General features: G+C 72.0%; 20 protein-coding genes and 1 tRNA gene. 11 read left to right on the top strand and 10 right to left on the bottom strand.

Going from position 1 to position 16021, the window contains the following annotated elements:
• Positions 1–25: 25 nt before the first annotated feature.
• The 6 genes from moaC (at position 26) to V4Y03_RS13460 (ending at position 4333) form a co-directional block, all read left to right on the top strand.
• Positions 26–511 (top strand): cyclic pyranopterin monophosphate synthase MoaC, encoded by a 486-nt coding sequence (gene moaC / locus V4Y03_RS13485; protein ID WP_056554365.1) that lies wholly within the window; start codon positions 26–28, stop codon positions 509–511.
• A gap of 14 nt (positions 512–525) precedes the next feature.
• On the top strand, positions 526–1086 hold the full coding sequence (locus V4Y03_RS13480) for a MogA/MoaB family molybdenum cofactor biosynthesis protein (protein WP_443079872.1): 561 nt from the start codon (positions 526–528) through the stop codon (positions 1084–1086).
• The gene (locus V4Y03_RS13475; protein ID WP_317878803.1) at positions 1083–1694 is read left to right on the top strand and encodes a GNAT family N-acetyltransferase; all 612 of its coding nucleotides are present in this window, start codon (positions 1083–1085) and stop codon (positions 1692–1694) included. The genes V4Y03_RS13480 and V4Y03_RS13475 overlap by 4 nt, the downstream gene beginning before the upstream one ends.
• Positions 1695–1831: 137 nt before the next feature.
• Positions 1832–2890, top strand: a complete 1059-nt coding sequence (gene sepX / locus V4Y03_RS13470) for a divisome protein SepX/GlpR (protein WP_332435077.1) — start codon at positions 1832–1834, stop codon at positions 2888–2890.
• Positions 2891–2975: 85 nt separating this feature from the next.
• Positions 2976–3049: transfer RNA gene (locus tag V4Y03_RS13465), tRNA-Ala, on the top strand.
• Between the two features lie 255 nt (positions 3050–3304).
• The gene (locus V4Y03_RS13460; RefSeq protein ID WP_332435076.1) at positions 3305–4333 is read left to right on the top strand and encodes a hypothetical protein; all 1029 of its coding nucleotides are present in this window, start codon (positions 3305–3307) and stop codon (positions 4331–4333) included.
• A gap of 4 nt (positions 4334–4337) precedes the next feature.
• On the opposite strand, the gene V4Y03_RS13455 is transcribed toward V4Y03_RS13460, so the two are convergent.
• The 8 genes from V4Y03_RS13455 to V4Y03_RS13420 all read right to left on the bottom strand — a co-directional run bounded on the left by V4Y03_RS13455 (position 4338) and on the right by V4Y03_RS13420 (position 9968).
• Entirely contained in the window at positions 4338–4817 is a 480-nt protein-coding gene (locus V4Y03_RS13455) for a GNAT family N-acetyltransferase (RefSeq protein ID WP_332435075.1), read from the bottom strand.
• A 411-nt stretch (positions 4818–5228) separates the two neighbouring features.
• On the bottom strand, positions 5229–5636 hold the full coding sequence (locus V4Y03_RS13450; protein ID WP_332435074.1) for a hypothetical protein: 408 nt from the start codon (positions 5634–5636) through the stop codon (positions 5229–5231).
• 144 nt (positions 5637–5780) lie between these two features.
• Positions 5781–6227: a DUF6415 family natural product biosynthesis protein gene (locus V4Y03_RS13445; protein WP_332435073.1), complete on the bottom strand. Its 447-nt coding sequence runs from the start codon at positions 6225–6227 to the stop codon at positions 5781–5783.
• Positions 6228–6344: 117 nt separating this feature from the next.
• Positions 6345–7568 carry a helix-turn-helix transcriptional regulator gene (locus V4Y03_RS13440; protein WP_332435072.1) on the bottom strand — a complete coding sequence of 408 codons (1224 nt, stop codon included), beginning with the start codon at positions 7566–7568 and terminating at the stop codon, positions 6345–6347.
• Between the two features lie 104 nt (positions 7569–7672).
• Entirely contained in the window at positions 7673–8002 is a 330-nt protein-coding gene (locus V4Y03_RS13435; protein ID WP_332435071.1) for a hypothetical protein, read from the bottom strand.
• Positions 7999–8226, bottom strand: a complete 228-nt coding sequence (locus tag V4Y03_RS13430) for a hypothetical protein (protein ID WP_332435070.1) — start codon at positions 8224–8226, stop codon at positions 7999–8001. The genes V4Y03_RS13435 and V4Y03_RS13430 overlap by 4 nt, the downstream gene beginning before the upstream one ends.
• Before the next feature lie 84 nt (positions 8227–8310).
• The gene (locus V4Y03_RS13425; RefSeq protein ID WP_332435069.1) at positions 8311–9204 is read right to left on the bottom strand and encodes a peptidoglycan recognition protein family protein; all 894 of its coding nucleotides are present in this window, start codon (positions 9202–9204) and stop codon (positions 8311–8313) included.
• A gap of 68 nt (positions 9205–9272) precedes the next feature.
• Entirely contained in the window at positions 9273–9968 is a 696-nt protein-coding gene (locus V4Y03_RS13420) for a hypothetical protein (RefSeq protein WP_332435068.1), read from the bottom strand.
• Here V4Y03_RS13420 and V4Y03_RS13415 point away from each other — a divergent pair.
• Positions 9961–10419, top strand: coding sequence for a hypothetical protein (locus V4Y03_RS13415; protein ID WP_332435067.1), 459 nt, complete (start codon positions 9961–9963; stop codon positions 10417–10419). The genes V4Y03_RS13420 and V4Y03_RS13415 overlap by 8 nt on opposite strands.
• A gap of 25 nt (positions 10420–10444) precedes the next feature.
• Positions 10445–11248 carry an exodeoxyribonuclease III gene (locus V4Y03_RS13410; protein ID WP_332435066.1) on the top strand — a complete coding sequence of 268 codons (804 nt, stop codon included), beginning with the start codon at positions 10445–10447 and terminating at the stop codon, positions 11246–11248.
• 147 nt (positions 11249–11395) lie between these two features.
• On the opposite strand, the gene V4Y03_RS13405 is transcribed toward V4Y03_RS13410, so the two are convergent.
• Together V4Y03_RS13405 and V4Y03_RS13400 are read right to left on the bottom strand one after the other, a co-directional pair.
• Positions 11396–11626: a hypothetical protein gene (locus V4Y03_RS13405; RefSeq protein ID WP_332435065.1), complete on the bottom strand. Its 231-nt coding sequence runs from the start codon at positions 11624–11626 to the stop codon at positions 11396–11398.
• A gap of 128 nt (positions 11627–11754) precedes the next feature.
• Positions 11755–12393, bottom strand: a complete 639-nt coding sequence (locus tag V4Y03_RS13400) for a MerR family transcriptional regulator (RefSeq protein WP_332437169.1) — start codon at positions 12391–12393, stop codon at positions 11755–11757.
• A 200-nt stretch (positions 12394–12593) separates the two neighbouring features.
• On the opposite strand from V4Y03_RS13400, the gene V4Y03_RS13395 reads away from it, so the two are divergent.
• The 3 genes from V4Y03_RS13395 to V4Y03_RS13385 are packed head-to-tail and all read left to right on the top strand — an operon-like array spanning position 12594 to position 15942.
• The gene (locus V4Y03_RS13395) at positions 12594–14153 is read left to right on the top strand and encodes a flavin-containing monooxygenase (RefSeq protein ID WP_317877916.1); all 1560 of its coding nucleotides are present in this window, start codon (positions 12594–12596) and stop codon (positions 14151–14153) included.
• 8 nt (positions 14154–14161) lie between these two features.
• Complete coding sequence (locus V4Y03_RS13390; RefSeq protein WP_443079871.1) at positions 14162–15055, top strand: alpha/beta fold hydrolase; 894 nt, start codon at positions 14162–14164, stop codon at positions 15053–15055.
• The gene (locus V4Y03_RS13385) at positions 15052–15942 is read left to right on the top strand and encodes an SDR family oxidoreductase (protein ID WP_332435063.1); all 891 of its coding nucleotides are present in this window, start codon (positions 15052–15054) and stop codon (positions 15940–15942) included. Before V4Y03_RS13390 ends, V4Y03_RS13385 begins: the two co-directional genes overlap by 4 nt.
• The last annotated feature ends 79 nt before the right edge of the window (positions 15943–16021 follow it).

The raw sequence follows: 16021 nt of genomic DNA, 5'->3' as shown, positions 1-16021 counted from the left end.
CACAGCGACCGGGAGTGTCACGGCCATGAGCACGCAGCAAGGTCTCACCCACATCGACGAGGCGGGCGCCGCCCGCATGGTCGACGTATCGGCGAAGGACGTCACGTCCCGCACCGCCAGCGCCAGCGGGCGGGTCCTCGTCTCGCCGCGCGTGATCGAGCTGCTGCGCGGTGAGGGCGTCCCGAAGGGCGACGCGCTGGCGACCGCCCGGATCGCCGGGATCATGGGCGCCAAGCGGACCCCGGACCTCATCCCGCTCTGCCACCCGCTCGCCGTCTCCGGCGTGACGCTGGACCTGGCGGTCACCGACGACGCGGTCGAGATCCTGGCGACGGTGAGGACCACGGACCGGACGGGCGTCGAGATGGAGGCCCTGACGGCGGTCTCCGTGGCGGCCCTCACCGTGGTCGACATGGTGAAGGCGGTCGACAAGGGCGCGGTCATCTCCGACGTACGGGTGGAGGAGAAGACGGGCGGCAAGTCGGGCCACTGGACGCGGAGCGGATCGTGACGCGCGCGGGCCGGGTGTCGGGAACCCATGACCACGAGCACGAGGACCTTCCGGCGGCGCTCGCCGCGGGCCTCGGCGGCGCCCTGCTCGCCCCGTACTCCGCGCTGGTCGTCACCGCCTCCAACCGGGCGGCGGCCGGCGTCTACGAGGACAAGGGCGGCCCGCTGATCGCCGAGGGCCTCACCCGGATGGGCTTCGCCGTCGACGGCCCGCAGGTCGTCCCGGACGGGGCGCCGGTCGAGGCCGCGCTGCGGGCCGGGATCGCCGCCGGGTACGACGCGATCGTCACCACCGGCGGTACGGGCATCTCGCCCACCGACGAGACCCCCGAGGTGACCCGCCGGGTCCTGGACCGGGAGATCCCCGGCATCCCGGAGGCGATCCGGGCGTACGGCCGGGGGAAGGTGCCCACGGCGGCGCTCTCGCGGGGCCTCGCCGGGGTCGCGGGCGGCACGCTGATCGTGAACCTGCCGGGGTCCACGGGCGGGGTACGGGACGGGCTGACCGTCCTGGAGCCGGTCCTGCGGCACGCCGTCGACCAGATCCGCGGCGGCGACCACCCGAGACCGTCGTGATCCCCTCCTGGCCGGTGGTCCTCGTCGACGGCGAGGTGCTGCTCCGTCCGATAAAGATGCGCGACCACGCCGCCTGGCGCGAGGTGAACCGGCGCAACCGCGAGTGGCTGCGGCCCTGGGAGGCGACGGTTCCGCCGGCGCCTCCGGGCGCCCCGGTCGCGCAGCGCCCCACGTACCGTCAGATGGTCCGCCATCTGCGGTCGGAGGCGAACGCGGGCCGGATGCTGCCGTTCGTCATCGAGTACCGGGGGCGGCTCGTCGGCCAGTTGACGGTCGCCGGGATCACCTGGGGCTCCATGTGCTCGGGACACGTGGGCTACTGGGTGGACAGCGAGGTCGCCGGGCGCGGGGTGATGCCGACGGCGGTCGCGCTCGCCGTCGACCACTGCTTCCGCACGGTGGGTCTGCACCGGATGGAGGTCTGCATCCGCCCGGAGAACGGACCTTCGCGGCGGGTCGTGGAGAAGCTCGGCTTCCGCGAGGAGGGGCTGCGGCCCCGCTACCTCCACATCGACGGCGCCTGGCGGGACCATCTGGTCTTCGCGCTGACGGCGGAGGAGGCCCCGGAGGGGCTGCTCCGGCGCTGGCACCGGGCAAGAATAAAATAAGTGTTCGAATTCAATCGGTAGTTGGCGGTCAATCGATCTGAACAATCACAAAAAAGTTCAGTGATATCAGCCAGATCGTGCGACACACCGGGCCAATTGGCCGATGCGTGTTACGGAACCCCTCTACCGTGTGAGTCGTGAGCAGCAGCGGCCTCATCTACGCAGTCATCGTCGGGGCCTGGGCCGCCTACTTGGTGCCGATGTGGCTCCGCAGGCAGGACGAGCTGAACGAAGCCCGTCCGACGGAACGCTTCAGCACCGCCATCCGGCTGCTTTCCGGACGGGCGGGCATGGAGCGTCGGTACGCCAAGGAGCTCAAGGAGCGGGACCGTACGGCGGAGGGTCCGACGCCCGACGTGGACCCGGACGTGGAGACCGAGCATCTCAGCTCGGTCGACGTCCGGGCCTTTTCCGCGCCCGCGGCCAGGACGGAAGCGCGCCTGGAGATCCCGGCGCCGGAGCCGGAACGGCCCCCGGCCCAGGTCCAGGCGCCGGCCCAGGCCCCGGGTCCGCACTCCGCCCAGGCCCGCCCCGCCTCGGGGGCCGCGGCCGAGCGCGCCCGCCGCGGCGAGGTGCTCGCTCGGCGCCGCAGGACCACGACGCTCCTCTTCGCCGGGTTTACCCTCGGCGCGGTCGTCGCGGCCGTCGGCGGCGTGCCCTTCCTGTGGGCGCCGGCCGTCCCCGCGCTGCTGCTGAGCGCGTACATCGTGCATCTGCGCGTCCAGGAACGGCGCCGCTTCGTGTACGTGATGGACCGGCAGCGCGCCGAAGCGGCGGCGGCCCGGCTGCGGGAGAGCCGGCGCCCGGCCCCCACGCCCGAACCGTCCCCCGAGGAGGCCCCCTCCCCGCAGGAGGCGGACCGCCGGGCCCTGGTCGAGCAGACCGACCATGCGGAGTGGGTGGACCAGCAGCGTGAGCGCGGCCCGGCCCGGGGCGACAGCTGGGACCCGGTCCCGGTGCCGCTGCCCACGTACGTCACCGCGCCGGTCGCCCCGCGCGCCACCAGCGGCATCGACATCACGGACCCGGAGACCTGGAGCGCGGCCCGCTCCTCCACGGCGGCCGACCCGGCCCCCGCCCCCTCCCCGGCCCCGCGCCGGCGCACCACCCCGCCGCGCCGCAGCCACGACCACGGCCGCACCCCGCTCTTCGACCAGTACGCGGACGACGACCGCCCCCGCGCCGCCAACGAATGACCCCCACCGACCCCCCCTGGGCTGACCTGCGAGGAACGGATTTTTGCCTGAGCGGGTCGGGGTGCTAATGTTTCACACGTCGCAAGGGCCTGTGGCGCAGTCTGGTAGCGCACCTCGTTCGCATCGAGGGGGTCTGGGGTTCAAATCCCCACAGGTCCACAGACAAACGGAGATCCCGTCCGATCGGAAGATCGGGCGGGATCTCCGTCGTTTCCGGGGAAGCGCCGCCGATCTCCCGCCAGGGTGTGCGCGGGGGATTTCCTGGGGGTGGGACCGCGACCTCCGTGTGGTTCCGTGAGTTAGCCGGGCATGGTTGATTCGTTCAGTTCCGCGCCGTGGCCGTTTCCCGAGGGGGAATCTCTCTTTCTGACGCCTCGCCACTCCGTTCAGACTCCGCACGGGTGGGAGGTCTCGGTGTCGGCCGCGGACCTCGCGCCGTTGGCGATGGGTACGGACGCGGCGCGGCGGCTCGGGGCGCGGCGGGGGTATCTGGGGGACACGCCCGTCAACCGGGAGCTCTGGGCGACCCTGCGGGATCATCCCGAGCGGTTCGGGCGGGTGGGCAGTGTCGTTCTGGGGGCGGACGAGGTGCGGGTGCCCGAGTCGGCGGGGCCGCGCGGGTTCGTGGACTCGCTGGCGGTGTACGGCCTGGAGAGCATCGACGGCTTCCAGCGGCTGAGCATCATCGCGGCGGGCCGGGCCGAGTGGGGTGTGGAGCACATCGCCCGGTCGACCGTACGGCTGGAGATCCAGTGCGGGCGGGACCGGGACGTCGCGCGGATGCTGCACGACACGGCCCATGGGTACGTCAACCGGCCGACGGCGCAGGACGGGCTGATCCGGTGCCCGCGCATCCAGGCGCTGATGGCCTGCAACTGGGAGGGGATGGGATACTTCGACCCTCGGCGCGGTGCCTCCGTGGGGCCGCACCGCAAGCCCTTCCCCATGCCGGAGGTCACCCGGGCGCTCGCCTGTCTGGCGCCCCGTGACGATGTGGACGCCGTGCACCTGGCGGCGACGGACGAGGGCCTGGACAGGCTCTGGGGAGGCATCGGATCGGAGCTCTACCGCGGGGTCTTCCCCGAGGGGATGAGCCCGCTCGGCGTCGTGCGGGCCGTCGAGGCGTACCGGGCGGCCCACGGCGCGCTGCGGGAGATGCCCGCGCGGCAGAAGGCCGGAGCGGGGCACCTGATCGTCTACGCGCCCGACCTCGTCTGCCGGGTGGCCTGTCAGCGGCTGCTGCCCGTGGGGATCCTGCACGACGAGCAGCGCTCCCGCTACGACTGGCAGACGGTGATCAGGCACCAGCTGCCGGCCGTCGTGCGGCAGGTGGCGGAGGAACTCGTCCGGCGCTACGAGGCCGTCCGCCGGGTCCGGGGGAGCCGGCGGAACTACAAGGACGAGGCCGTCCTGCTCGACGTCTGGCGGGAGATCCTGCGGTGACGCCTCAGACCAGCGGCTTCGCGAAGCAGCGGCTCGTGGGGTAGTCGCGGTAGTGGCCGAACTTGGCGCAGGGTTCGTAGCCGCTGGAGAGGTAGAGGGCTATCGCCTCCGGCTGGGCCGTGCCCGTCTCCAGGACCATGCGGACGCGGCCGGCGGCGCGGGCGTCGGATTCCAGGGCGGCCAGGACGCGGCGGGCCAGGCCGAGGCCGCGGGCCTCGGGGGTGACGTACATGCGCTTGAGTTCGGCGTCGCCGTTGTCGTAGCCCTCGTCGTTCTTGTCCTGGGTGCGCCAGCCGCCGGTGGCGACGGGGCGGCCCGCGGGGTCGTACGCGAGCAGGTACAGGCCCTGGGGCGGGGAGAACATCCAGGCGGCCAGCGGTGTGACATCGCCCTCGTCGCCGTAGCGGGCGGCGTACTCCGCCTGGACGGCGGCGTCGAGGGCGACGGCGTCGGGGTGGTCGTAGGGCGTCGACTGGATGTGCATGCGATGTATCGTACATGTATGCGGACATCGGGTGTCGGTATTCTCCCGGGATGCTCACTGTGACCAGCAACAGCGTGTGCAAAACATCCCGCCTTTGACCTGTGGAAACGCAGCGGCCCCGCCTCCCAATCGGGAAGCGGGGCCGCCGTGCGTACGGATCAAACGGTCCGGCCGGGGCCGTGCCGCTACAGGGCGGGCTGGCCGCTGCCGGGGCAGGTCTCGGTGCCGGTGCCGCCGCGTTGGTGCATGGTGGTCGGTTGGCCGGTCGAGGCGCCCACGCCGGCGCCGCAGACGGGGCAGTTTCCCTCACACATACCGGGGTCGAATCGCTTACTCACAGTGCAGTCCTCCTGAGATAGGTGGTGCTGACGGTGGTGCGATGTGCACTCCCCGGGCGATGCCGGGGAGGGACTAGAGCTGGCGCGCGAAGATCCGCGAGCCGTCGTGGAAGTCGACGGTGATGCCACGCTGCGCGCCCGTCTCGGAGCTGGTGGACCACCGGCCGATGGCAGAGATCTCCGGGCACTCGGCCCCGGCGAGGACGGCCGCGAGCCACGCCTCGGGGGAGTCGGCGGCGGCCGGGTCGCCCAGCGTCGGCGCCGGAGTACCCGTCACCGGCTGATCGGTGAAGCCCGTGTGCTTCTCCCCGTCCGGGAGCTGCCCCACGAACTGCCACCGGGTCTCGCCGTTCGCCGTCGTGATGGCCAGGCCGAACGGCCGCTGGGCGTCCCCGACCTCGGCGAGGGTCTGCACGCGGGTCGCGCTGGGCGCGTTCTTGGCGAGGTCGAGGACGTAGTCGGTGAATCGCTGGGGGCGCATTTGTGATCATTTCCTCTCGTGGCGGCCCGCCCATCCTATGGACCGGGAGCGGGTGCCGAGGGCGTCAGGTGGTGATGCCGAGACAGAGCGCGGCGAGCATGCCGAGGACGATCACGCAGTAGATCGCCTGCCGGTGCCACTCCCTCACAGGGCGGTCGGAGTGAGCGGGGGCAGCTCGCGCCGGCCGACGTACGGGGCGCGGGCCTCCGTTGCCGCGCGGTGATCGCGGATCGCGGTGACCATGTTGCGCGCGACCGTGGCGAGCTGCCGGGTGTAGGACCACGTGCCGAGGGGCCCGTTGCCGGGCCCGTCGGCCTTGAGCTGGGCCCAGTCCCTCAGGGCGCCCTGCCCGCGCGTCGGACGCTCGTGCTCGGGGATGGTCTCGACGCCGACAGCGAGGCTCGCGCAGTGCGTCAAGAGGTCGTCCGTCAGCCGCGCGAGCTCCAGGGCGTCGAGGCTCTGCTGCATCGTGAGGGCCCGGCGGATGGTGGCAAGGGCGGCGTCCTCGGCGCGCTCCTCAACAGTCGTGGCGATCTGGAGGAACCCGACGAGATCCTCGGCCGCTCGGGTGTGCTCGGACTGTTCGGGCATCGGCTGCTCCCACCGTCGCTGGGCTGCTGGTACTGCGACGGTAGGCGCACGCGGAACTGACGGGAGGTAGGGTCCCTACCCCCTTGCTGAGGGGTACGGTTCCTACCCCTTAAACGATCACACCGGGACGCCGAGGTCGAGGGCGAGCGCGTGGGCGTCCTCGCGGACCATGCGGGGGCCGGTCTTGGCCAGCTCGGGCAGCACCATGCGGGTGTGCATGTTGAACCGGATGGTCTCGGGTGACTCGCGGTGCGCTTTCTGTAGGAGGGCGACCGCTGCGACTCCCTCGTCCTTCATGCCGTGAGCGCGGGCGGTCTCGATCAGGTGGTATGAGCGGCGGGTGGCGGACGGGATGCTTCCGACGTCGAGGGCGAGGGCGACTTCGAGTGCCTTGCCGGGCTGCATCAGGTCGTTGTGCATGGTGAGTGCGTAGGCGTCGACGACGCCCTGCCCGAAGATCAGCCAGGGGTGGGCGTAGTCGGAGCCGAGGCGGCGGGCGGCGTCGTTCGCGCGGTCCCAGTATCGCCAGGCCTGGCCCTCGCGGCCGATTTTGGCGTAGCTGAGTGCGACGGCCAGTTGCAGGAGTCCCCAGCGCGCCAGGTCCTCTTCGTCGTCCTGGCGGAGCAGGGCGGATGCCTGCTCCGCCAGCTCAACGCGTGCCTCCGCCGCGTCGTTGGCGTCGCGGTGGACGTGGTTCACGTACCAGGCGGCGCCGGCCATCGCGCGAGGGCTGTCGGCGTCCTGCGCTGCGGTCATGGATCGGTCGCCGGTCAGCATGACGAGGTCGGGCGCTGGCTGGAACGACAGGAACAACTGCGCAAGGTGGTAGGCCTGCCCCTGGGTGATGAGTGCCCGACGCCGGTCGGCGCCTTCGAGGACGCGGGAAGAGTGCTGGGTGTCGGCGAGCAGGTCGGGTAGGAGCGCCGCCACGCGTGAGCGGTGGTCGCCCGTGCCGTGCCAGAGCTTCCAGGCCTGCCGGACGCGGGCGCTCAGCGCGGCTGCGGACTCCGGCTCGGTGTTGCCTGGGGTGAGGCGGTAGGTGGTGAGGGCCCGCTTGATCGCTGGAAGGTCGGGGTGCGCGGCCTTGGTGTAGGTGGCGGCTGCGATGCGGTCGTCTCCCGTGAGGTCGGCGATGTCGCATTCGTAGACGGTGGCGAGGCGGATGAGCATGGGCAGACGGGGCATTCCGATCGCGCCGGTCTCGATGCCCTTGACCCACTCGGCGGAGCGGCCGACCAGGCCACCGGCGACGGGGCGGGGCAGGCCCGCTCTGTCACGGGCCATCCGGGCGCGCTGGGCAAATGTCTCAGGGGCGAGTGCGGGGCTGTGCTGCTCGGGCATACTGGGCTCCGTCCGTTCTGACCTAGACACTCAGAACGCTACTCCCCGACTACAACGGGGAAACGACGAATGCGCCCCCTCCGCCTGAGCGGAGGGGGCGCGGTCTACTTCTGGACGAGCTGGTAGATGAGCCCGGCGAGGGCGACGAGCACGGCGAGGGACGGTAGCGGCCAGCGGGCCCGTTCGAGGGCGTCGAGGCGGCCATCGTTGCGCTTCTGCCGCTCGGTCTCGCCGCGCTCGATGGTGTCGAGACGGGTGTCGTGGCCGTCGAGACGGGAGGCGTGGTCCTTGAGCGCCTGGTCGGTCTGGTCATGCCGCTGGACCAGGAGGGCGAGGGACCCGTCGGTGCGGGTGAACCCCACCTCGATCGTCCTTCTGATCCTCTCCAGCTCAAGGGCGACGGCGGCCGGGTCGGACGGCGAGGGCTGAGTCACTGCCGGAACTCGTCGACCAGGCCGAGGCCGACACGGTCGAGGAGCGCCTCGACGGCGGGCAGGGCCATGACGCGGGCGAGGCCGCCCGAGATGGCGAGGGCGCCGGCCACCCAGGGCAGGGCGGCGGGGATGCCGGACGCGGCGACGATCGCGGGGAGCGCGAGCGCCAGGGCCACGGTGGTCTGGAGCACGGTGCGAATGGTGCGCTTCGTGACGGGGGACATGCGGGGGACCTCCTGTGAGGGGTGGGGGGTGGGAGGCTCGAGCATTTGTTCAAAGTTCAACTAAAGCTCGAGGTTCGGACGCGATCAGCGGCCGTACGCGAGGCGGTGCAGGTACGCCCACCCGCGCGGGCCGATGTTCGGGTCGTACGTCTTCCCGGCCGCGCGGTACTGCGGGTGTGCGGCGTGGAAGCGGTTGACGGACGCCTCGGTGACCGGGCCGTAGTTGTCGGCCTCGGGCGTGGCCTTCGGCATGAAGCCGGTGGCCTTGAGCACGCGCTGAAGTGCACGGGCGGACGGTGTGGTGCGACCCGGGGCGAGGCCGGCCGGGAACACGGGCGGGACATACGGCTTCGGCGTGGGGGTGGGCTTCGGCGCCGGCTTCGGCTTGTCGCCGAGGCGGTCGGCGACGCGGTCGCGCATCGCCGGCATGGTGAAGCCGCGCGGGTCGGACTTGCCCGGCTGCCACTCCAGGTGTCCGATGACGGGCCGCTCGTCCCAGCCGTGGACGCGGCACAGGGCGGCGGCGGCCTTCTCGATCGCCTCCAGCTGGGCTGGCGTCCACGGGTCCTTGCCGTCGTTCAGGTTCTCGCACTCGAACCCGTAGAAGTGCCGGTTGCCGTCCGTCGTGGCCTCGTTGTCGGCCGGCAGGGGCTTCTCGTTGATGACGGCCCGGAGGACATCGGGGTCTCCGCTGCCCGCGTGGTTGGTACGGCCGTAGCCGACGAGGTGTACGGAGCCGTCGCGGCGGATCACGCCGTGACACAGCGGGCCCGGCAGGCCCTCGTACCCGTCGCGGCAGATGCGGACGCCGTCGACCTTCGGGCCGGTCACGGTCGCGTGGACCATTACGCCGTGGACGGGCCCCCACGGGCCCTTGTGGTTGCGGTTGCGGGTTTCCCACCCGGGGGTGGTCACGACGGTGAGTCCCTCGTTGCGGAGGGCCTGGAGGAAGCGCGCGGCGCTCATGGGGGTGGACATGGTGGATGCCTCCGAAGATGCGGAAGGGCCGCCCGGCGCGGTGCGCGGGGCGGCCCTTGGGGAAGGGGTCAGGACTGGACGCCGTACAGGAAGCGGGTCATGCCGTAGACGGTGCCGGTGCCGGCGGTGATGCGGGCCTGTAGTTCGAACTCGAACTCGCCCTCGTACGTGTAGGACGGCACGGCTGCCTCGGTCACGAGCGGCTGGCCCACTGAGGCCGTGGCGACTACGGTGCCGCCCACGAGAAAGCGGATCTGCCCGGACGATCCGGCCGAGCTGGCCATGGCGGCGTAGATCTTGAGCCGGGGGTGTTGGACGATTCCGGCTGAGCGGCCGATCGTCGTCCACGCGGTGGACGTCGTGCGGGGCCACCGGGTGACGTCCTCTTCCGTGGGGATCGGCAGTGGAAGGTACGGGCGGGCGAGGCCGTGGGCGACGGTGTCCTCGGCGAAGATCTCGTGCCCGTCGGCGTCGAGGAAGCGGAGTGCCTGCGGTTGCGTGGTAGGGGCGTTCCCCCGGTAGACCCCGAAGGCGATGGAGTTGTCGTCTCGGCGGATCACGGCGCCGAACTCGCCCGTGCTGGGAAACAGCTTGCCGACCCGGAGGGTTTCGGCTCCGCCGGGGCCCATGACCGAAAGGGCGCCGCCCTCGCCGACGGTAACGTTGCCGTTGAGGACCTGGTTCATTGCCGGGCGGATCTGAGAGCGTCCGCGCAGCTCGCGTACCTCGCGTTCGAGGCTGCGGATGCGGTCGAGGATGGACAAGGCCGCCCCCGCCATCGACGCGACCCCCAGCGTGCCCTCACCGAGGGCACCGAAAGCAGACCCGCGCGCAGCCGCCGCGCGCGAGCGGGCCCGCCTGGAGGCCGAAGCGGACAAGCAGAAAGCTGCGCTCGCACGGCTTCGAGCGGACCGAGCTGCCGACCCAGACGAGTACGGGCCCGGTGAGTACGAGGCCGCCCGCGACGTGATCCGCACGCAGCAGGCCGCCACGACGGCCGCCCTAGAGCGGCTCTCCGTTGTCGTACTGACCCCGCACCAGGAGGACTATGTTCCCGTCGTCGCCGCTCTCGCGGTCGGCTGGAAGCTCATGAACGACGTCGAACGGAACAGCCTTCTGCGGCAGCTCGCCCGCCGGGTCGTGCTCGCGCGGCAGCCGGAAGGAGGTACGACGGTCACCGTGCACCCCGTGTGGGAGCCTGACCCCTGGGCCTAACCTTTCACCCGTCAAGGGGCATGTTTTGTACACTGTGACCAGCGTCAATGTCAACGGGCTCCGTGCCGCCGCCAAGAAGGGGTTCGTCGAGTGGCTGGGCGGGACCTCCGCCGATGCCGTCTGCCTCCAGGAGGTGCGCGCCGAGGAGGCGCAGCTGCCCGAGGAGGTGCGGGCTCCCGAGGGCTGGTTCACCGTCCACGCGCCCGCCGCCGCCAAGGGCCGCGCCGGTGTCTCCCTCTACACCCGCCGCGAGCCCGACCGGGTCCGCGTCGGCTTCGGGTCGAGCGAGTTCGACGGCAGCGGCCGGTACGTCGAGGCCGACCTGCCCGGCGTCACCGTCGCCAGCCTCTATCTGCCCTCCGGCGAGGTCGGCACCGAGCGCCAGGACGAGAAGTACCGGTTCATGGACGCCTTCCTGCCGTACCTCAAGGAGCTGCGCGAGAAGGCCGCCGCCGACGGGCGCGAGGTCGTCGTCTGCGGCGACTGGAACATCGCCCACCGCGAGGCCGACCTCAAGAACTGGAAGGCCAACAAGAAGAACGCCGGCTTCCTGCCCGAGGAGCGGGAATGGCTCGGCCGGGTGCTCGACGCGGCGGACGGGGGCTACGTCGACGTCGTACGGGAGCTCCACCCCGAGCAGGAGGGGCCCTACTCCTGGTGGTCCTACCGCGGGCGGGCCTTCGATAATGACTCCGGCTGGCGCATCGACTACCAGATGGCCACCGCCGGTCTCGCCGCCAAGGCCGTCAAGGCGTACGTCGAGCGGGCCGCCACCCACGAGGAGCGCTGGAGCGACCACGCCCCCGTGACGGCCGTCTACGACCTGTAGGGAGCGGCAGCGGAAGGCCCCGTCCGGCTGTGTTGCTCGCCGTCGCCGGACGGCTCCGGCGGCGGCGCGGGGCCGGGGCCGGTTCCGGAGCCGCGTCCGGGGCCGCGACCGTGTCCCCGTCGGCCTTCTCTTCGGTGAACATCCCGCTCACCCCTTGCCCGGACCCTGGTCGACCGGGTCGGCGATGATCGGGGCGCAGTCGCGGGCGGCCCGCTTGGCTGCGGCCGTGGTCGAGTCCCAGGTGACGTCCCCGTAGACGTTGCCGTCGGGTTCGGGGTCGGGGAAGTCCGGGGCGCCGTTCCTCCGCATGCGCGCGGCGAAGGCGAACTGGGTCCTGACCTGCTCGGGGGTGAGCTTCGGCGCGAGTGTGAACGCCACGATCGCAGCCGCCGCGGCCGGCAGCACCCGCTTGCTCCCGTCGGTTCTCCCGGTCAGCCCGTTCCTCGGTAGGTGGACCGACCGTAGGACCGGGGTGATGAAGAACCGTTGAAGAACCTGTCAGGCGGTCATGAGGCCGGTTCCGGGTCCTCCCCGGCGCGGAGCCGTCGGTCGAGGGCCAGGGACAGTTCCGCCTCCACCACGCTCTTCGCGAGGGGGCGCAGCCGCCACACGTCGTCCTCGCCCGCGTGGGTGCGCAGGAGTTCGGTGAAGAGTTCCGCGAGGGCGTCGGCGTGCTCGCGGACGCGGGAGCCCGCCTTGAGGACCTCGGCGAGTGGGATGCCCTCGCGGACGAGGGCGGCGGAGACGTCGAGCAGCCGGCGGCTGATGTGGATGATCTCCTCGCCGTCGGTGACGAGGTAGCCGAGGTCGAGCGCGGCGGCGAGGTTCTCGGCGGTGACCTCGCCGGCGAAGTGGTCGGCCAGCTCCTCGGGGGTGAGGCGGACCGGCTCCTCCTCGGAGGGGGCGGGGAGGGCGAGGACCTCGTGGACGTTCCGGCCGCTCTCGAAGGCGGTGGTGAGGTCGGCGATGCCGTTGAGGGTGTGGCCGCGCTCCAGGAGGGCGGCGATGGTGCGCAGCCGGGCCAGGTGCCGGGTGTCGTACCAGGCGATCCGGCCCTCCCTGCGGGGCGGCGGGATCAGTCCGCGCTCGCGGTAGAAGCGCAGGGTGCGCACGGTGATGCCGGCGGCGGACGCCAGTTCCTCCATGCGGTACTCGCGTTCGTCCTCGTCCGCCACGGTGTCGGTTCCCGATCCCTTGCCCGATCCTTCTGCCACGCCCGCCAGCCTATGTTGTACCGCCGGTAACTTTCCCTCGTCGTACCCCTACCGCTCGGTATGGAGCTGCTCTACAGTCCCGACTGTGCCAGTGATTGCTGGCGCGATCAGTCGGGCCCGCGGGAGGCGGCATGGCGAAGCACGAGCACGTACGGGTGGCGGTGATCGGATCCGGATTCGGTGGCCTCGGCGCCGCGGTCCGGCTGCGCCGCGAGGGGATCACCGACTTCGTGGTCCTGGAGCGGGCCGACTCCGTGGGCGGCACATGGCGGGACAACAGCTACCCGGGCTGTGCCTGCGACGTCCCCTCCCACCTCTACTCCTTCTCCTTCGCGCCCAACCCCGACTGGCCCCGGACCTTCTCCGGCCAGCGCCACATCCGGGCCTACCTCGAACACGTCACCGACACCTTCGGCATCCGCCCCCATCTGCGCCTCGAACACGAGGTGCTGCGCATGGCGTGGGACACCGAGACGCTCCGCTGGGAGATCGAGACCAGCCGCGGCGGCTTCAGCGCCGAGGTCGTCGTCTCCGCGACCGGGCCGCTCTCCGACCCCAGGATCCCGGACATCCCCGGCATCGCCGACTTCCCCGGCAAGGTCTTCCACTCGGCCCGCTGGGACCACGACTACGACCTCACCGGCAAGCGCGTCGCCATGGTCGGCACCGGCGCCTCCGCCATCCAGATCGTGCCCGCCATCCAGCCGAAGGTCGGGAAACTGACCCTCTTCCAGCGCACGCCCCCCTGGGTCATGCGCCGCATGGACCGGGCCATCACCGGCCCCGAGCGCTGGCTCCACCGCGCCCTGCCCGTCACGGGCACCCTGCGCCGGGGCATCCTCTGGGGCATCCGCGAACTCCAGGTCGGCGCCTTCACCAAGCACCCCAACGAACTCGGGCTCGTCGAGAAGCTCGCCAAGGCCAACATCGCCAAGTCGATCAAGGACCCGGTGCTGCGGGCCAAGCTGACGCCCTCGTACCGCATCGGCTGCAAGCGGATCCTGCTCTCCAACGCGTACTACCCGGCGCTCGCGCAGCCCAACGTCGATGTCGTCGCCTCCGGGCTCCGCGAGGTCCGCGGCTCCACCGTGGTCGCCGCCGACGGCACCGAGACCGAGGTCGACGCGATCGTCTTCGGCACCGGCTTCCACGTCACGGACATGCCGATCGCGGAACGGGTCGTCGGCGACGAGGGGCAGACCCTCGCCGAGTCCTGGAAGGGCGGGGTGGAGGCGCTGCGCGGCGCCACCGCCGCCGGCTTCCCCAACTTCATGACGGTCATCGGCCCCAACACCGGCCTCGGGAACTCCTCGATGATCCTGATGATCGAGTCCCAGCTGAACTACATGGCCGACTACCTGCGCCAGCTGAACGTTCTCGGCGGGCGCGCCGCCCTCGCCGCCCGGCCCTCCGCCGTCGGCGCCTGGAACCGCAAGGTGCAGGCCCGGATGGAGCGGACCGTCTGGAAGGCCGGCGGCTGCGACAGCTGGTACCTCGACGCCAACGGCCGCAACACCACGCTGTGGCCGGGCACGACGGGCGAGTTCCGGCGCGAGACCCGTCAGGTCGACCTCTCGGAGTACGAGGTCGTCCGCGCGGCCGAGCCGGTCAAGTCCGCCCGTGCGGCCGAGCCCGCCGCCGCGGCGAAGGGGCGCGGCGCCACCTCCCACAAGAAGGAGGCCGCCCAGTGAGCCGGCACCTGACCTCGCTGCCCGCGTCGCGCGAACTCACCGCCGTCTCCGCCGACGGCGCCCGGATCCACGTCGAGGTGTACGGCCCCGAGGGCGCGCCCGCCGTCGTCCTCTCCCACGGCTGGACGTGCTCGATCGCCTTCTGGGCCGAGCAGATACGGGCCCTCGCCGCCGACCACCGCGTCATCGCCTACGACCAGCGCGGCCACGGCCTGTCCCCGGCCCCGGCCGGACCCGCCGGGTACTCGACCCGCGCACTCGCCGACGACCTCGAAGCGGTCCTCGCGGCCACCCTCGCCCCCGGCGAGAAGGCCGTCGTCGCCGGGCACTCCATGGGCGGCATGACGCTGATGGCGGCGGCCGGCCGGCCCGGCCTCCGGGAGCACGCGGCGGCCCTGCTGCTCTGCTCCACCGGGGCCTCCCGGCTGACCGCCGAGGCCACCGTCGTACCGGGCCGTCCGAGCGCCCGCCGCACCCGGCTGACCCGGGGCGTCCTCGGCGCCAAGGCGCCGCTCGGGCCGGTCAACGCCGTCTCGAAGAAGATCCTCAAGCACGCGACGATGGGCCCGGGTTCCGCCCCGGACCGGGTCGACGCCTGTGCCAGGATCGTGCACGCCTGCCCGCGCGGCGCCCGTGTCGGCTGGTCCGGGGTGCTCTCCGCGCTCGACCTCGAAGCGGGCGTACGGGCCCTCGACCTGCCGGTCGCCGTCCTCGTCGGCACCGTCGACCGGCTCACCCCGCCCGTCCACTCGCGGGCGATGGCCGAGGCCCTCCCGCAGTGCGTGGGCCTGCTCGAACTCGCGGGTATGGGACATATGACGCCGGTGGAGGCCCCCGAGGCCGTCACCGCGCGGATCCGTGCACTGACCGACACCTACCTGGAAGTGAAGGAGAAGGCATGAGCCGGGTGAGCCTGGAAGGACAGGTCGCGGTCGTCACCGGAGGTGCCCGCGGGGTCGGGGAACTCCTCGCCCGCAAGCTCTCCGCGCGCGGCGCGAAGATCGCGCTCGTCGGCCTGGAGCCGGAGCAGCTCAAGGAGGTCGCCGGGCGGCTGCACACCGAGGCCGACTGGTGGCACGCCGACGTCACCGACCACGAGGCGATGGCCCGGGTCGCGGCCGAGGTGAAGGAACGCTTCGGGAAGGTCGACATCGTCGTCGCCAACGCCGGTGTCGCGGCGGGCGGTCCGTTCGCCGAGTCCGACCCGGTCGCCTGGCGGCGGGTCATCGAGGTCAACCTGATCGGCGGCGCCGTGACGGGCCGGGCGTTCCTGCCCGTCCTCATGGAGTCCCGGGGGTACTTCCTCCAGATCGCCTCCCTCGCCGCCCTCACGCCGGCGCCGATGATGTCGGCGTACTGCGCCTCCAAGTCGGGCGTCGAGGCCTTCGCGCACAGCCTGCGCGCCGAGGTCGCGTACAAGGGAGTGAAGGTCGGCGTCGGCTATCTCTCCTGGACCGACACGGACATGGTGCGGGGCGCCGACCAGGACGACGTGATGAAGGAGCTGCGGCAGCGGCTGCCGTGGCCGGCGAACCGCACGTACCCCCTCGGCCCGGCCGTCGACCGGATCGTGGCGGGCATCGAGCGGCGCTCGGCCCATGTGTACGCGCAGTGGTGGCTGCGCGGGATGCAGTCGGTCCGGGGCTATCTGCCCGGGATGATCGCGACCGTCGGGCAGCGCGAGATGAAGCGCTTCGAGCCCCGGCTCGGCTCGGTGCCCAAGGGGCTCGTGGGCGCGGGCGGGGCGGCCGACGAGGAGGCCAGGGCGGGCGGGTCCGCCGCCCGGTAGCGGTCCGTAACTGATCGAAATGCGTGGAATGTTCGCTCGTGCAACGCTGGTCGAGGCCCGAGGGGCAAGCAGCCCCCGG

The organism is Streptomyces sp. P9-A4, assembly GCF_036634195.1.
Lineage (GTDB): Bacteria > Actinomycetota > Actinomycetes > Streptomycetales > Streptomycetaceae > Streptomyces.
This window is presented reverse-complemented; position numbering and strand designations above follow the sequence as displayed.

Bases quoted from the DNA above. Each gene is read 5' to 3' on its own strand.
- moaC (WP_056554365.1), top strand. From the start codon at position 26: ATGAGCACGCAGCAAGGTCTCACCCACATCGACGAGGCGGGCGCCGCC.
- V4Y03_RS13455 (WP_332435075.1), bottom strand. From the start codon at position 4,817: ATGCACATCCAGTCGACGCCCTACGACCACCCCGACGCCGTCGCCCTC.
- V4Y03_RS13450 (WP_332435074.1), bottom strand. From the start codon at position 5,636: ATGCGCCCCCAGCGATTCACCGACTACGTCCTCGACCTCGCCAAGAAC.
- V4Y03_RS13445 (WP_332435073.1), bottom strand. From the start codon at position 6,227: ATGCCCGAACAGTCCGAGCACACCCGAGCGGCCGAGGATCTCGTCGGG.
- V4Y03_RS13440 (WP_332435072.1), bottom strand. From the start codon at position 7,568: ATGCCCGAGCAGCACAGCCCCGCACTCGCCCCTGAGACATTTGCCCAG.
- V4Y03_RS13430 (WP_332435070.1), bottom strand. From the start codon at position 8,226: ATGTCCCCCGTCACGAAGCGCACCATTCGCACCGTGCTCCAGACCACC.
- V4Y03_RS13425 (WP_332435069.1), bottom strand. From the start codon at position 9,204: ATGTCCACCCCCATGAGCGCCGCGCGCTTCCTCCAGGCCCTCCGCAAC.
- V4Y03_RS13415 (WP_332435067.1), top strand. From the start codon at position 9,961: ATGGACAAGGCCGCCCCCGCCATCGACGCGACCCCCAGCGTGCCCTCA.
- V4Y03_RS13400 (WP_332437169.1), bottom strand. From the start codon at position 12,393: ATGGAGGAACTGGCGTCCGCCGCCGGCATCACCGTGCGCACCCTGCGC.
- V4Y03_RS13395 (WP_317877916.1), top strand. From the start codon at position 12,594: ATGGCGAAGCACGAGCACGTACGGGTGGCGGTGATCGGATCCGGATTC.
- V4Y03_RS13385 (WP_332435063.1), top strand. From the start codon at position 15,052: ATGAGCCGGGTGAGCCTGGAAGGACAGGTCGCGGTCGTCACCGGAGGT.